Origin of the sequence: Acinetobacter lwoffii (assembly GCF_019048525.1) — a bacterium.
Classification (GTDB): Bacteria; Pseudomonadota; Gammaproteobacteria; order Pseudomonadales; family Moraxellaceae; genus Acinetobacter; species Acinetobacter lwoffii_K.
Window position 1 is genome coordinate 13,865 of sequence record NZ_CP077370.1, and the last position, 14,722, is coordinate 28,586.

At 40.2% G+C, this 14,722-nt stretch carries 15 protein-coding genes and 2 pseudogenes; 5 read left to right on the top strand and 12 right to left on the bottom strand.

Translation table 11 applies throughout. From position 1 onward, the window contains the following. Positions 1–123 precede the first annotated feature (123 nt). From I6L24_RS16790 to I6L24_RS15350, 4 genes and pseudogenes are all read right to left on the bottom strand, one after another. Positions 124–249 (bottom strand): annotated as a pseudogene (locus tag I6L24_RS16790) (IS3 family transposase); the annotation flags it as partial. A 57-nt stretch (positions 250–306) separates the two neighbouring features. Continuing rightward, on the bottom strand, positions 307–1,029 hold the full coding sequence (locus I6L24_RS15340) for an IS5-like element ISAba31 family transposase (protein ID WP_216986648.1): 723 nt from the start codon (positions 1,027–1,029) through the stop codon (positions 307–309). A 382-nt stretch (positions 1,030–1,411) separates the two neighbouring features. After that, positions 1,412–2,050, bottom strand: coding sequence for a glutathione S-transferase family protein (locus tag I6L24_RS15345; protein WP_004281825.1), 639 nt, complete (start codon positions 2,048–2,050; stop codon positions 1,412–1,414). 16 nt (positions 2,051–2,066) lie between these two features. Next, positions 2,067–3,086, bottom strand: coding sequence for an NADP-dependent oxidoreductase (locus tag I6L24_RS15350; protein ID WP_004281827.1), 1,020 nt, complete (start codon positions 3,084–3,086; stop codon positions 2,067–2,069). A gap of 143 nt (positions 3,087–3,229) precedes the next feature. On the opposite strand from I6L24_RS15350, the gene I6L24_RS15355 reads away from it, so the two are divergent. Both I6L24_RS15355 and I6L24_RS15360 read left to right on the top strand, forming a co-directional pair. Further along, positions 3,230–3,838, top strand: a complete 609-nt coding sequence (locus I6L24_RS15355; protein ID WP_004281836.1) for a TetR/AcrR family transcriptional regulator — start codon at positions 3,230–3,232, stop codon at positions 3,836–3,838. 111 nt (positions 3,839–3,949) lie between these two features. After that, positions 3,950–4,180: a hypothetical protein gene (locus I6L24_RS15360; protein WP_004281837.1), complete on the top strand. Its 231-nt coding sequence runs from the start codon at positions 3,950–3,952 to the stop codon at positions 4,178–4,180. A gap of 83 nt (positions 4,181–4,263) precedes the next feature. Here I6L24_RS15360 and I6L24_RS15365 read toward each other — a convergent pair whose 3' ends face one another. The 3 genes from I6L24_RS15365 to I6L24_RS15375 form a co-directional block, all read right to left on the bottom strand. Beyond that, positions 4,264–5,391 (bottom strand): alkene reductase, encoded by a 1,128-nt coding sequence (locus I6L24_RS15365; protein WP_004281838.1) that lies wholly within the window; start codon positions 5,389–5,391, stop codon positions 4,264–4,266. Positions 5,392–5,590: 199 nt separating this feature from the next. Further along, positions 5,591–6,268 (bottom strand): type 1 glutamine amidotransferase domain-containing protein, encoded by a 678-nt coding sequence (locus I6L24_RS15370; RefSeq protein ID WP_004647734.1) that lies wholly within the window; start codon positions 6,266–6,268, stop codon positions 5,591–5,593. Positions 6,269–6,343: 75 nt separating this feature from the next. Then, positions 6,344–7,501: an iron-containing alcohol dehydrogenase gene (locus I6L24_RS15375; RefSeq protein ID WP_004281840.1), complete on the bottom strand. Its 1,158-nt coding sequence runs from the start codon at positions 7,499–7,501 to the stop codon at positions 6,344–6,346. A gap of 183 nt (positions 7,502–7,684) precedes the next feature. Here I6L24_RS15375 and I6L24_RS16865 point away from each other — a divergent pair. Then, positions 7,685–8,014 (top strand): annotated as a pseudogene (locus I6L24_RS16865) (IS3 family transposase); the annotation flags it as partial. A gap of 85 nt (positions 8,015–8,099) precedes the next feature. Here the strand turns inward: I6L24_RS16865 and I6L24_RS15385 are convergent. From I6L24_RS15385 to I6L24_RS15400, 4 genes are all read right to left on the bottom strand, one after another. After that, entirely contained in the window at positions 8,100–8,402 is a 303-nt protein-coding gene (locus I6L24_RS15385; protein ID WP_000920558.1) for a putative quinol monooxygenase, read from the bottom strand. A 334-nt stretch (positions 8,403–8,736) separates the two neighbouring features. After that, positions 8,737–9,567, bottom strand: a complete 831-nt coding sequence (fghA, locus tag I6L24_RS15390) for an S-formylglutathione hydrolase (protein WP_004281841.1) — start codon at positions 9,565–9,567, stop codon at positions 8,737–8,739. Between the two features lie 228 nt (positions 9,568–9,795). Continuing rightward, on the bottom strand, positions 9,796–10,908 hold the full coding sequence (locus tag I6L24_RS15395; protein WP_004281842.1) for an S-(hydroxymethyl)glutathione dehydrogenase/class III alcohol dehydrogenase: 1,113 nt from the start codon (positions 10,906–10,908) through the stop codon (positions 9,796–9,798). 21 nt (positions 10,909–10,929) lie between these two features. After that, positions 10,930–11,205: a metal/formaldehyde-sensitive transcriptional repressor gene (locus I6L24_RS15400; RefSeq protein ID WP_001133625.1), complete on the bottom strand. Its 276-nt coding sequence runs from the start codon at positions 11,203–11,205 to the stop codon at positions 10,930–10,932. A gap of 466 nt (positions 11,206–11,671) precedes the next feature. Here I6L24_RS15400 and I6L24_RS15405 point away from each other — a divergent pair, with 466 nt between their 5' ends. Together I6L24_RS15405 and I6L24_RS15410 are read left to right on the top strand one after the other, a co-directional pair. After that, complete coding sequence (locus tag I6L24_RS15405; RefSeq protein ID WP_004281843.1) at positions 11,672–12,667, top strand: zinc-dependent alcohol dehydrogenase family protein; 996 nt, start codon at positions 11,672–11,674, stop codon at positions 12,665–12,667. After that, entirely contained in the window at positions 12,657–13,673 is a 1,017-nt protein-coding gene (locus I6L24_RS15410) for a zinc-dependent alcohol dehydrogenase family protein (protein ID WP_004281844.1), read from the top strand. The genes I6L24_RS15405 and I6L24_RS15410 overlap by 11 nt, the downstream gene beginning before the upstream one ends. Positions 13,674–13,687: 14 nt before the next feature. Here the strand turns inward: I6L24_RS15410 and I6L24_RS15415 are convergent, their stop codons facing one another. Next, positions 13,688–14,587 (bottom strand): LysR family transcriptional regulator, encoded by a 900-nt coding sequence (locus I6L24_RS15415; protein WP_004733180.1) that lies wholly within the window; start codon positions 14,585–14,587, stop codon positions 13,688–13,690. Between the last annotated feature and the right edge of the window lie 135 nt (positions 14,588–14,722).

Here is a 14,722-nt window from a genome sequence, read left to right on the forward strand (position 1 = left end):
TAGGTGTATTTATACTAATTGTTATAATTTAACAATAAAACAAATATTACTTTTTTTTACATAAAAAAGCCATAAATCGCATTTTGAACCTTACCGGATTTATCGGAGATTTTTTTATTTAAGTTAGGCCACCTGACCTAACGGGTTAATCTTATCATAGTACATTGCCTCAAACTCAAAAGGCGATACATATCCCAGTGCACTGTGTACATACTTTTTATTGAACCAATCTACCCAATTTAATGTCGCTTGAGAAGCAATGCTTCTCATCTCAGGAAAGTTGGTCTCCGACAAACCCGGTACGGTTCAGGCTAAAGCAACAGAACTTTGATAATTTCTTTTGAGCTTGTCATATCGAGTAGCTATTCCTCTAAATTGCTTTAATCTACAAAACATATTTTCAACTAAATGCCTGATTTTATATAAATACCAGTCCATATGGTCATTGTTCGATTGGCTATTCGTTTTCTTTGGTATATTCGCTTTAGTCCCTGTGTTCCTGATCTGTTCACGCAGTGGTTCTGAATCATAGCCTTTATCTGCACATACCACTTTTGTCTCTTTTAAATCTAATGTTGATATTAAATCAGGTGCAACTTTAACATCATGTGTGGTTCCATCGGTAATCATGAAATCAATAGGATTGCCATGTGCATCAACAATCAAATGTATTTTTGAGGAGTTTCCTCCTGCACTTTTAGAAATAGATTGATTCGCTATGCCGGCAGAATGTTGATGAGCACGTACATGAGAGCCATCAATAAAAATCCACTCCATATCGGGGCATGAGGCTAGTAATTTGAATAATCTAAGTAACTTACCGCTGCTTGACCAACGATTAAAACGTTTGAAAATAGAGTTTGAATGACCAAAACAGCAAGGAATATCTCGCCACGGACAGCCTGTTCTAATTCTATAGAGAATAGCTTCAATAAAATTGCGTAAATTTGAGTTGTGGTGAATGGATAAATTACGCAGAATAACTTTCAACTTTTGCCAGTGTTGATCTGTCAGCATGGTACGAGGCATAGCGAATAGTAAAATTGGGTTTGGCGATTTGATTTTACTACTTCGCTATTTTTTTAAGCTAAAAGTGTCAACACACCCTACTTGTTTAATACCCCGAGGAATAATTTAATCTTGCTGTGCGTTAGTCACGTTTCTTTCTTTCAAAAGTTGATTATATCTTTCAACGTAACCGTCGTGATATTCAAGCCCTTTTGATAGGAATTTGCAGTGAAAGAATAGGCGAAACTTGTCTTAAATAATGGTAATTCCTTATCTTTAAAATAGAGAACGCCCGATGAAATTCATTAGGCGTTTACTTTAAATAAGTGTCAGCTTATTTTATAACCAGATGTACTTGTCAATCATGATTCTTTTTCTCAATTGCCTTAAAAAAACAATCTTGCTATTTTTGACTTTTCACACCATTTTGTTCAATTTGTACTGCGGCTTGCCAGCTAGGTAGTTGGCTTAAACCTGCTACGTAACGTTGGATATGGGGATAATTTTCACCTTGTCCCATATGATAAACTAAAGCATGTAGTCCAAAGCCCATCATAAAGTCAGCACCGGTTAAACGGTCTGCCACTAGAAATTCTTTATCTTTTAAATATTCATTTAAATGGCCAAATACTTTATCGAACTCAACTTGAGTATAATTTTCTAGAAATACCAACTTCGTGCCCTGCTTGGTTTCTATCGTATTAAACGTTTTTAACAAAAATGGCAGCATGGCAGAGCTTTCTGAGAAATGAATCCACTGTAAATAATCGACATAGGTAGATTCATCCATATCTGGTGCTAAATGCGGCGCAAGTTTCTGAATTAATAACTCAACGATTGCGCCTGACTCTGCAATAACTTTGCCATCCCATTCCAATACTGGAGATTTCCCTAAAGGGTGAATGGTTTTTAAAGAGTCAGGGGCCAAATGCGTGCTTGAGTCACGATAATAGCGTTTCAGCTCATAGGGCTGCTTGATTTCTTCAAGTAACCACAAAATGCGAAAAGAACGTGATTGATCTAAATGATGTAGTGTGATCATGATAATTCCTATTTTTTTAAATTTTTACAACCACTTTGCCAAAGTTTTCGCCTTTCAACATACCATTGAAAGCATTGATCGTGTTATCTAAACCTTGCACCATATACTCTTTATATTTGATTTTTCCGTCTTTCAACCATTCAGACATTTGCTGATAGAATTCCGGATACTGACTGCCATAATCATCAAAAATAATAAAGCCTTGCATGCGAATACGCTTTTTTAAAAGGGTGGAAATAAAGCCCGGTAAACGGTCTGGCCCTTGTGCTTGCTCGGTAGCGTTATACTGGGAAACCACACCACACACCGGTACACGTGCCGCAGAGTTAAGCAATGGCCATACCGCATCAAACACTTTACCCCCGACATTCTCATAATAAATATCAATACCGTTGGGAGCTGCTTGTTGTAATTGTTCTGCAAAATTTTCATCATGATGATTAATACAAGCATCGAAGCCGAGTTCTTCTACTGCATAACGACATTTTTCAGGCCCACCTGCGATGCCAACCACGCGACAACCTTTAATTTTGCCAATCTGTCCAACCGTAGCACCAACAGGTCCTGTTGCAGCTGCAACGACCAAAGTTTCACCAGCTTTAGGCTGACCAATGTCCAACAACCCCATATAAGCAGTAAATCCTGGCATTCCCAAAATACCCAATGCCCAAGATGGATGTTCAGGTTGCATACCTAAGCTTTGACATGCAGTCCCATTAGAAATTGCGTAGCCCTGCCAGCCATTTCCGGAAAGAACCCACTCGCCTTCTTTGAATTTTGGGTTTTTAGAGGCCACCACTTGACTGACTGTTCCACCGACCATCACTTCGCCGATTTCAACCGGTGCTGCATATGAAGGAGCATCACTCATGCGACCACGCATATAAGGATCGAGTGACAAGTAAATGGTTTTTAACAATATCTCGCCTTGTTTAAGTTCATTGAGTTCAACTTGTTCAATACGAAAATCGCTGTGTTTTGGCTCACCGACTGGCCGTTGAGCTAAAACGATACGTTGATTAATAACTGTTTTCACACATATAACTCCATGTTTTATTTAGAAGTATTTCTATTCACAATCAAAAATTATGATTAAAATTTCTTTACATCCATTGTAGATGAGTTATAATAAAAAACAATACGACTGGTCTATTTTTTACAATAGAGTAAATAATTAATATGAAGCCTACTCCTATTAAAAAGTCTGAAGCGAAGCGCTTACACATTCTTAACACCAGTTCAGACCTGATTTTGCATAAAGGTTTTACTGGCGTAGGATTACAGGAAATTTTACAGAGCTGTGAAATCCCTAAAGGCTCGTTTTATCATTATTTCCAATCCAAGGAAGCTTTCGGGTGTGAATTGGTACAGCATTATGTAGATAATTACCAAGTCCGTTTAAATGATGTATGGCGTAGCGATAAATCCCCTTATCAAAAGCTGATTGAGTATTTTAATTTATGGATAGAAGATCCTGAAACACAGTGTGGTTGGGCGGATAGCTGTTTAATTGTGAAACTTGCCGCAGAAGTTGCCGATCTATCTGAAGATATGCGCTCCATTATGTCCGCTGGCGTCGATGATGTAATCCAACGTATTGCTGCTTTAATTGATTTGGGAAAACAGGATCAGTCTATCCAAGCAGATACTGAGGCCTCAACGTTGGCACAAGTACTTTACCAAATGTGGTTAGGTGCAGCATTACTGAGTAAGTTGCAAAAAGATAAAACGCCATTACATCAAGCTCTGAGAGCAACTAAATTTCTATTAAAAAGTGAAGATTCATAAAAATTAGATTAAATATCAATTACATAATTAATAATTCATGATAGCAGTCCAATGATTACTTATTAATGTGTTGCTATTAGATCAATTTACAATCCATGAGTATAGCGCACAATGAATTCTCCTTCTAAAGCCCTCATGACTCGTATTTTAGTTGGTTATTTAGGCTTATATCCCACACTATTACTGGTTCTCACTTTATTAAAGCCAATTACTGAGCATCAAAGTTTCCCGATGATGGTGTTGATTGAAGTCATAGTATTAGTGCCAGTAACGCAACTGATTTCTTTCCCACTGGCAGGTTGGCTCATTACACAGCTAAAAAATTTTAAGAACTTGTTTTAAGAAGAAATTGTGCTAGCAACAGCAATCTTAAGTCGTTATTTTGCCAACCACAAAGGTTGGCAAAATAACTCATTAAGTCAATATTAATCTGCGTAAGCTGGATAATCAATATAGCCTTTTTCCGTCCCACCATACATAGTGCTTGCATCTACTGCATTCAATGGCCAGCCATTGGCGATGCGATCGGGTAAATCTGGATTCGCAATAAATGGGCGTCCAAATGCAATTAAATCGGCCAGCCCTGCCTCTAAAATTCGAGTTCCTCTTTCTGCCGTATATCGACCTGCATAAATAATCCGACCACTGAAAGTGTCTCTGACATCTTTACGAAAATCATGAGGAAGTTCTGGTGCATTATCCCAATCAGCTTCTGCAATAGATAGATAGGCAATCCCAACTTCTTCAAGTATTTTTATGGCTTCAATATAAGTCACATGTGGATCATCTTCAACCAACCCCATGTAAACACGATCTTCCTCTGTACTTTCAAATAGCGGGGCAAAACGCACTCCTAAACGATCTGCACCAACCACCTCAGCAACGGCCTGTACTACTTCACGTAAAAAACGCAAACGATTGTTTAGTGATCCACCATATTCATCTTCACGGTGGTTACTATGTGCAGAGATAAATTGATTCACCAAATAACCATTTGCACAATGAATTTCAACCCCATCAAAACCAGCAGCCAAGGCATTGCGTGCTGCTTGAGCATAGAGTTGCACTAATTCTTTAACTTCTGCATTGCTTAAAGCACGTGGCATTGAAGGATCAGCCAAGGTCCCTGCATTGGGCCCGGTCTCAATAAACACTTTAACATTACTATCAGCCCTAATAGCCGAGGGTGCGACCGGTGATGCATGATCGGGTTGCAAAGATGTATGTGAAACACGCCCAACATGCCAAAGTTGTGCAAAAATAATGCCTCCTTTAGCATGCACTGCTTCCGTCACTTTACGCCATCCAGCAATCTGTTCAGGGCTGTAAATACCGGGAGTCCAAGCATAGCCTTGACCACGTGGCTCGATTTGCGTACCTTCGGTGACCATAAACCCTGCCCCGGCACGCTGTTGATAATAGGTTGCCATCAGTTCATTTGGAATATTCTCTGGCTGAGTACTGCGCGACCGCGTTAATGGTGGCAATACAATACGGTTTTGCAAAACATAAGGGCCTAAGCTTAAGTTTTGAAAAAGTTTGCTGTCTTTCATTTCATTGTATCCAAGTAACCATGACTTAATTGATCTAAATTAAAAAAAATATCCTTCCTGTATATAGAAAAATAAATAAAGGAAAGCTATTAACTCAGGCCCTTCACCATTAAGTGAGGGTTATTTTGCTTATTGCGCCAGTTGCTCAGAGTCAGAAGTTTATTCACTGCTAAGCACCACAACAGACACTAGCTACTCTTTATTTCAACAATTGAAGTAATGCTGAGGCAGTTGCAGCAGAAGATGCTGGATTTTGTCCAGTAACCAGCAAGCCATCTACTTGAACATGTACTTGCCAATCATCAACTTTAGAATAATGACCACCGTTTTGTTTAAGCATGTCTTCGACTAAAAATGGTACAATTTCAGTCAAACCTACAGCGGCCTCCTCAGTATTGGTGAAACCAGTCACTAATTTACCGCTAACTAAGGGCGCTCCATTACTCGCTTTCACATGACGAAGAACACCCGGGGCATGACACACTGCTGCAACAGGTTTGCCAGACTGAATCGCCTGTTCAATCAGAGAAATTGAAATCGGATCTTCTGCTAAATCCCACAATGGGCCATGCCCGCCTGGATAAAACACTGCATCATAATCAGCTACAGAAATTTCGCTAAGTTTATGTGTCTGTGCCAATGCTTGCATTGCAGTTGGATCTGCTTCAAAACGATGAGTGGTTTCAGTTTGAGCATCGGCTAAATTACTTTTCGGATCTAGTGGTGGCTGCCCACCTTGAGGCGACGCCAGCGTAACTTCAGCACCAGAGTCAATAAAGGTGTAATACGGTGCAGCAAGTTCTTCTAGCCAGAAACCTGTTTTCTTACCAGTATTGCCAAGTTGATCATGTGAAGTTAAAACGATTAAAATTTTCATGTTATTTCTCCGATAATTTTCATGATTGAGGAGCATTGTTACAGGGTCAGAGCATGCCAGATACGCGCATTTAGCTTAGATGCTCATCTCGAGAATTTGGCGACTGATCTCTAATGAAACATTTTTATGTTCGCCTAGCTGTGTAAGATTATGTGATTTAAGTTGCGTAATGATGATCTCAATATCTGTCTCCCCCAGTCCATAATCGCTAAGACGAGTCGGCAATCCAAGTTGCTCAAAGAAGGCTCGAGTACGAGCAATAGCAGTATCAATACGTTGTTCTTCATCACCTTCGACAATCTGCCAGACACGAGCTGCATACTGTAGTAATTTTTCTCGCTTCTCTTGACGACGCACTTGTAGATTGGACGGCAACACAATGGCCAAGGTACGAGCATGATCAATACCATATAAAGCCGTGAGCTCATGTCCAATCAAATGGGTTGACCAATCTTGTGGTACACCAGCTCCAATTAGCCCATTCAGTGCCATGCTAGCAGCCCACATCAAATTCGCACGCGTGTCATAATCTGCTGAATCTTCCAAGATTTTCGGTCCAATCTCAATCAAAGTTTGCAATAGACCTTCGGCAAAACGATCTTGTACGTGTGCATTCACAGGGTGAGTTAAGTACTGTTCCATGACATGAATAAATGCATCGACCACGCCATTAGCCAACTGGCGCGTCGGCAAGCTAAAAGTTTTATTCGGATCAAGTACGGAAAATTGCGGAAAAACATAGGGACTGCTAAATGACAATTTGGCTTGGGTCGATTTTCTGGTTACTACCCCACCGCTATTCATTTCTGAACCAGTTGCCGGAAGGGTGAGTACACTCGCAAAAGGCAAAGCTTGGGTAATTTTATTACCATGGGTTTCTAAAATCTCCCATGTATCCCCTGTATAATTGACTGCTGCTGCAATAAATTTAGTACCGTCGATTACCGATCCACCACCGACAGCCATCAAGAAATCAATCTTTTGTTCACGAATCAGCTCTACAGCTTTCATGAGGGTTTCATAACTCGGATTCGGCTCAATTCCGCCAAATTCATGAATTTCTCTTGCACCTAATGCTTCACGCACTTCAGCTAAAGTACCATTCTTACGTGCACTTTCACCACCAAACAACATTAATACTTTTGCTTCTGTAGGCACATAGTCATTGATTTTAGCTATTGTATCGCCACCAAAAATAATGCGGGTCGGATTATAAAAGTTAAAATTCAGCATATTTTTATCCTAGAATGATCAGTTAATTGATTTGAAAAACCACCGTTATTCATCAAATAAACTTTTAAAAAATCGGACAACACTACGGCTTTTGCCTACACCATGTGCTAACTATACATAAAAATAGACCAGTCGTCTATTTTTATAAAAATTATTTCAGCTTGCAACTTTAGTGATGGTTAAACAAATTCAGGCTTGTTCTATACCGCTTTTATTATTAATGTATTTTCACGAGCGATTGTTGGATGAAAGGTATCAACACGTATGACTACTGACATGGTTGTGAACGCATTGGCTGAAACAGTGAATGGCTCATACAAAATAGCAATGATTAAATATTTTAAAAGCAGATTGGCACGGTTTAGCAGATGTACAAATGTGACAGTAAATTAGATAGATTGGTTCAATATAAAGCATGTAAATAGTTGCATTCGTTTATTTACCCTGTTTTGGATATTGCCCCATTTAAATGATGAGATTAAGCCAATAAATAAAGTAGCCCAACTTGAATAAAAAGCCTATGACAAACCTCAAAGCGTTAAAGTGCTGCCTTTCATTCAAAATTTCAGACAGCACCCTCATACATTTAAGCATCGGTTTAAGCTGGTAGTTTACTCGCCAAAACATCTACTTTTTCAATAGATGGTGGCTCTGAAAATAGCTCTTCGGCCTGAGCCATCAAAGCAGCTGCAACCTTGCCAGATAAATGCGCTTGGCGACCCGCCTCATCAGGAAATGCATCAAAAATACCAAATGTTGTAGGTCCAAGACGTAGGCCAAACCACGCAACTGTCGCAGGTTCTTCCATGACAATAGGTAAACCGGCTTTAAGAAAAGCTTCCACTTCGTCTTCTTTACCCGGTTTAGCTTCAAGACGGACATATAAAGCTGTTTTAAGCATGACTAAAACTCCATAATTGATTATAATTCAAACTGATTCTGACATTGCTAATGTATGCATGTCAGAAAGTTTTGTTGTATAAAAGTTAAAAAAAATTCCCATAGCTGAGCCAAAATTTAGGTTTTTATTTCGACATAATGCTATGAATTTATTCAAGTTAATATCATTAACATTTGAATCAAAAAATCAAGATATGAGATGATTAAATTCAATCTTATTTATATAAGGATCAATTGACTCTACCTTAGATTTATAAGCTGACCTCTTCATCTGGAAATTATATTGCTCAAGAAGCATTCAAGAACAATATTGTACATCCTCATATCTATGAAAGTTATTTAGCTAGGAATTTGCTGTGAAACTCTATATGTTTCTCTATAAAGCTCGCAATAAAGTAATAGCTATGGTCATACCCTTCTCTTAGGTTAAGTGTCAGAGGATATTCTTGTTCCAAACAAATATCACTAAGAAGCTTAGGCCTTAACTGTTCTTCAAGAAAATCATCAGCTGTTCCTTGATCGACTAAAATAGGTAAATGAACTTCAGCGTTTTTGATTAATTCAATCGCATCATAGCTTTTCCATAAAGTTTCGGTTTCACCAAGGTAGTGTGTGAAAGCCTTTTTCCCCCAAGGTACTTGGCTAGGTGCAACAATCGGTGCAAAAGCAGAAATACTTTTATACAGCTCAGGATTTTTTAACCCAATTACTAATGCACCATGACCACCCATGCTATGACCCATAATACTTTGGACTTGATTGGTCGGAAAATTCAGGTCTATCAGATTTCTGAGCTCTTCCACAATATAATCATACATTTTGAAATGCTTTGACCAGGGTGCTTGTGTTGCATTCACATAGAATCCTGCACCTTGGCCTAAATCGTAATCTGCATGATCTGGTACATCTTCTCCACGTGGGCTGGTATCTGGTGCAACAATAATGACTTTATGTTCAGCCGCATACTTTTGTGCTCCGGCTTTAGTAATAAAGTTCTGTTCGTTGCAAGTCAGTCCTGATAACCAATATAAAACTGGCAACTTCTCATCTTTGTCATGAGGTGGCAGATATATTGAGAATTTCATTGAACAGTTTAGTGCTATTGACTGATGGCGATACACTTCTTGCGATCCACCAAAAGAAGCATGTTTCTCAATTATTTCCATAATCAATTACCTATGTTGAGCAAGACCTCATGAGAAATCGAGTAAACAAAGAGTCTGACATTCTCTACAGAGAATAGTCATAAAGATTTAAAATGTAGGCAGGTTTATTGAACCTATACACGATGCCTACACAGATAGATCTGTTTTACAGATGATGTGCCGTTTTAGAGGATTCCATGCATGTCAATCATGATTCACATGCATGGAAAAGTATAAGGTCTGACGGAATTATTCGTAATGAATTACAGTACGAATCGACTTTCCTTCATGCATTAGATCAAAGGCTTCATTGATCTGATCCAAACCCATCGTGTGTGTCACAAATGGTTCTAATTGAATTTTACCTTTCATTGCATCTTCAACCATTCCTGGAAGTTGCGAGCGACCTTTTACGCCACCAAAGGCAGAACCTAGCCATTTACGACCAGTAACCAGTTGGAATGGACGGGTAGAGATTTCCTGACCTGCGCCAGCTACACCAATAATTACGGATTGTCCCCAGCCACGGTGTGCACTTTCAAGGGCTGAACGCATCACATTCACGTTACCAATACATTCAAATGAATGATCTACACCCCAGCCAGTCATTTCGACAATGACTTGCTGGATTGGTTTGTCGTAGTCTTTAGGGTTCAAGAAGTCCGTTGCACCAAACTCTTTTGCCAGCGCAAATTTATCTGGATTCATGTCAACCACAATAATACGTCCTGCTTTAGCTTGACGTGCGGCTTGTACGACTGCCAGACCAATACCACCTAAACCAAAGACCGCAACACTATCACCTTCTTGTACTTTAGCCGTGTTGTGTACTGCACCGATACCCGTTGTGACACCACAACCCAGTAAGCAGACATGTTCGTGATTGGCTTCAGGATTGATTTTAGCCAATGATACTTCTGCCACTACCGTGTATTCACTGAACGTTGAGCAGCCCATATAGTGGTAAATCGGTTGACCATTGTAGGAAAAACGAGTGGTACCATCTGGCATTACGCCTCTACCTTGAGTTTCGCGAACGGAAATACACAAGTTCGATTTTCCAGATTTACAGAATACGCACTCGCCACATTCAGCGGTGTAAAGTGGAATTACATGATCACCTGGTTTGACGCTAGTCACGCCTTCACCAACCTCAACTACAACGCCAGCACCTTCATGTCCGAGAATAGCCGGAAAAACGCCTTCAGGATCATCGCCAGATAAAGTAAATGCGTCTGTATGACACACACCGGTATGGGAAATCTTGATTAATACTTCACCTTTCTTCGGTGGTGCAACATCGACCTCAACAATTTGAAGAGGTTGACCAGGACCAAACGCAACAGCAGCACGTGACTTCATGGAATAATTCCTTATACAGATCTATTTTAAATATGATTTTAGAATCTTGGCGATTTCAGCCAATTCTTCTTTTCGTTGTTGTTCTGTGGTTTCACCTGATACTAAAGTGTCCTTTAAATGAACCTCCAGCATTTCATTCATTAAACCATTAATAGCACCACGCACAGAGCATATTTGTTGCAGAATTGCACCACATTCCACATTGTCTTCTAACGCTTTTTCAATCGCTTGCGTCTGACCTTTGATCCTTCTGACGCGTAGAAGAATCTTTTTTTTGTCTTCAACCTGATTAGGCATCAGACCTCCTTATTTGCTAGCTTTTATACTATAGTACCCCATAGTATAAAAAAAGCAATATTTTTTATAAATCGAAAATCAAAAAGCTCTTTAGCGAAAATTTTCTATCCCTGTTTTTAGTTTTTTTTAAATTAACATCGTAGAGCTGATGCTAAAGTCACAAAGAATGGGACTTTTAGCTCCCATTTTTTATTTTGGCTCATGTTCTTTGTGATGCTGTGACCTTTTAGAATTATGTTTCAAATTTTAGCCACTTTGTAGATATTTTGAACGTTTCAAGCCTTGAAAATACTACCGACAGTTTAGATTAAACTGCCTTTACAGACTGTACTAGAATATTTTTAGTGAGCGGATAATATTTATTATTCATTATTTAGGAATTATCAAATCCTATAAATATCATTTATTGGATTAATTTACTTTGGTACTGTGCATATCATCCCCCAGTTAAGAATAAGGAATAACTATGAATAAGATGATGAATGCTCTTATCTTAGAAAATTTTGGTGATCATGAATTTAAACGTGTAGAACTCCCTATACCTCAACCTGAGGCTGGGCAAGTTCTAGTACGTATTCATGCTAGTGGTGTAAACCCTATTGATTATAAAATTCGTCTTGGTGAAGCACCATATGCTATGCCAGAGCTTCCTGCCGTGTTGGGAACAGATATGGCTGGGGTTGTAACTGCTATTGGTGAAGGTGTCACTCACTTCAACGTCGGAGATGAAGTTTACGGTCTGATTGGTGGCGTTCGTGGTCTTCAAGGATCTTTAGCAGAATATGTTGTAGCAGATGCTGATCTGATCGCATTAAAGCCACGGAATATCTCTATGCGCGAGGCAGCAGTACTACCATTGACGTTCCTCACCGCTTGGGAAGGTTTAGTGGATAATGCTAAGGTCCAACCAGGGCAAACTGTACTGGTTCAGGGTGGTGCTGGTGGCGTTGGTTATATGGTGGTTCAGCTTGCAAAAGCACTTGATGCAAATGTTTGGGCGACTGGTCGTACAGCTGATCAATCACTGATTTCAGAACTCGGTGCAACACCTCTCGATTACACAACAGCATCTTCCGATGACATTATTGCTGCAAGCCCTGAGGGTCAAGGTTTTAACATTGTTTACGACACTGTGGGTGGTCCAGTACTAGAAGCTTCACTTTCAATGACAACTCACTATGGCCACATTACCAGCTGTGCTGCATTTGGTAATCATAATTTAGCGAGTTCATCTCTACGGTGTGCCACACTGTCTGGCGTATTCGTCCTATTGCCGATGTTAACAGGTAATCGCCGTTCTCATCATGGTGATGTCCTTAAGATCGCGACTCGTCTCGTTGAGGAAGGTAAACTGCGTCCTATTGTTGATCCTCGTCATTTTACTCTAGATCAAGCGATTGAGGCTCATGATGCTGTTCAAGATCGCTCTGCCAATATTAAGGTCGTGATTGATGTCATTTAACGCACTTCAGGCCAAGACTTGGCGCTTCAATTCTATTGGAGATACAGATGTTCTGACATTAGAAACACTTCCTGTGGCTTTACCAGCCGCAGGAGAAGTTCTAATCCAGATGAAAACGATCGGACTCAACCGGGCTGATGTGATGTTTCGGCGTGGTACTTATATTCAAAAGGCAGTATTCCCCTCTCGTCTGGGATATGAGGGAGCAGGCGTAGTTCTGGCGATAGGTGAAGGTGTACGCCAATTTTCTCCAGGAGATGCAGTATCGATTCTTCCGACTGACAATCTAGCCAAATATGGGACATATGCGGACAAGCTTCTGATTCCAGAAACTTTTTTAGTTCACAAACCCGATAGTTTAAGCTGGGAAGAAGCTTCCTCAATCTGGATGCAGTATTTGACGGCTTGGGGTGGTGTAATCCATGCTGGTGGAGTTTCGAAAGGAAAAACAATCTTGATCACAGCAGCTTCAAGTAGCGTAGGACTAGCTGCGATACAGATAGCTGAAGCAGCGGGTGCTAAGGTCATTGCAAGTACACAGACGATAGAGAAAAAGCAACGTTTACTGGATCTCGGTGTTAAAAATGTTATAGCCAGTGAAGATGAACCAGATTTGTATGAGGCGCTTGTTTTACGTTTAGGTGGAGAACATCTTGATGTCGCCTTCGATGCTGTAGGAGGGCCACATATTGAACAGATTGCAAAAGCGATGTCTGTAGGAGGAACTATGGTTATGCATGGTGCACTTAGCCCTGAGATCACACCATTTCCTCTTAAAGTTGCATTACGCAAGAGCTTAACCATGCGAGGTTTTTTGTTCCTTGAGGTTCTCCATGACCCTGTTTTAAGGGAGCAAGCCAGACGATTTATTCTTAGCAGTATAGGTGCAGGATATCTTCGCCCAGTGATCGACCGTTGCTTTGACTTTGAGGACATGCATGACGCTCAGCGCTATCTTGAATCAAATCAGCAAATAGGAAAAATTGTAGTTACTCTAGATACATGATGGTCTTATCTGATTCAGGTTTCTATATGGCCCAGCACTTCCACTAAGTAATCAAACAATGCTCGGATTCGCAAAGGTGTCGGGCCCCGCTGTGGACGATATAAATACAGGCGCCAAACGGGAGAGGTTTCCTCATGAAGTATCTGAATGAGCTTACCACTCCTAAGCCACGGCAAAACTAGAAATCCAGGCATGTGTCCGAATCCAACTCCAGCGAGAATAGCTTGAAATTCAGCTTCTAGATCATCTGTAATAAAACGAGGCTTTGATGGCGTGAAGCTTCGACTTTCGGTGAATGTCCATGGCCAGTAACGCCCTGTTTTATGATCGAATAGTGCTGTTAGAGGGTATTTATCTAAGTCAATAATTTTTTTAGGCATTCCAACCTTATCAATTAACTCTGGCGTACCCACAGAATAAAAGTTCACTTTAGCCAATTCCCTTGCCACATATCGATTGTCCGGCAAAAATCCAAATCTGATCCCGATATCTATCCGCTCATCGATCACATCCGAGTGTGAATCTGTTAGCACACAATCCACGACAATATCTGGATAACGTGTGGCAAATTCTGCTAGTGCGGGTACTACCAATTTGCGCCCTAACACAGACGACACAGTAAGACGGACGGTCCCACGCATTTCATCTCGTTTTTCCTTGGTGTCTTTTACAAACAGAGCATCAATGGATCCTACCGCAAAATGTGCTTGCTTTGCCAGACGCTCACCATCAGCGGTAATTTTAATTTGTCGAGTACTCCTGTAAAACAGAATCTCTCCGCGCTGCTCTTCTAGCTCTTTTATTGCCCGTGTCACTACCTGCGGGGAAATACCCAGCTGAGTGGCTGCCTCTTTAAAATTTCGAGACTCTGCTGCGACACAAAAGATACGCATCATTTCCAATTTGTTCTGCATGTCCAATCCTGTGTTATGGTAATTATTCCGTAAATAGGAATTCTGAAAGATAATATTATTCATTTATTATACCTAACAAGGCTGTAATACTTAATCCATCAAATATGATTGACAGATAAGTTGAAGGTTACTTGT

Excerpts from the sequence above, each read along its gene's own strand:
- I6L24_RS15340 (WP_216986648.1), bottom strand. The coding sequence starts at position 1,029 with ATGCCTCGTACCATGCTGACAGATCAACACTGGCAAAAGTTGAAAGTT.
- I6L24_RS15345 (WP_004281825.1), bottom strand. The coding sequence starts at position 2,050 with ATGATCACACTACATCATTTAGATCAATCACGTTCTTTTCGCATTTTG.
- I6L24_RS15355 (WP_004281836.1), top strand. The coding sequence starts at position 3,230 with ATGAAGCCTACTCCTATTAAAAAGTCTGAAGCGAAGCGCTTACACATT.
- I6L24_RS15360 (WP_004281837.1), top strand. The coding sequence starts at position 3,950 with ATGAATTCTCCTTCTAAAGCCCTCATGACTCGTATTTTAGTTGGTTAT.
- I6L24_RS15365 (WP_004281838.1), bottom strand. The coding sequence starts at position 5,391 with ATGAAAGACAGCAAACTTTTTCAAAACTTAAGCTTAGGCCCTTATGTT.
- I6L24_RS15370 (WP_004647734.1), bottom strand. The coding sequence starts at position 6,268 with ATGAAAATTTTAATCGTTTTAACTTCACATGATCAACTTGGCAATACT.
- I6L24_RS15375 (WP_004281840.1), bottom strand. The coding sequence starts at position 7,501 with ATGCTGAATTTTAACTTTTATAATCCGACCCGCATTATTTTTGGTGGC.
- I6L24_RS15385 (WP_000920558.1), bottom strand. The coding sequence starts at position 8,402 with ATGCTTAAAACAGCTTTATATGTCCGTCTTGAAGCTAAACCGGGTAAA.
- fghA (WP_004281841.1), bottom strand. The coding sequence starts at position 9,567 with ATGGAAATAATTGAGAAACATGCTTCTTTTGGTGGATCGCAAGAAGTG.
- I6L24_RS15395 (WP_004281842.1), bottom strand. The coding sequence starts at position 10,908 with ATGAAGTCACGTGCTGCTGTTGCGTTTGGTCCTGGTCAACCTCTTCAA.
- I6L24_RS15400 (WP_001133625.1), bottom strand. The coding sequence starts at position 11,205 with ATGCCTAATCAGGTTGAAGACAAAAAAAAGATTCTTCTACGCGTCAGA.
- I6L24_RS15405 (WP_004281843.1), top strand. The coding sequence starts at position 11,672 with ATGAATAAGATGATGAATGCTCTTATCTTAGAAAATTTTGGTGATCAT.
- I6L24_RS15410 (WP_004281844.1), top strand. The coding sequence starts at position 12,657 with ATGTCATTTAACGCACTTCAGGCCAAGACTTGGCGCTTCAATTCTATT.
- I6L24_RS15415 (WP_004733180.1), bottom strand. The coding sequence starts at position 14,587 with ATGCAGAACAAATTGGAAATGATGCGTATCTTTTGTGTCGCAGCAGAG.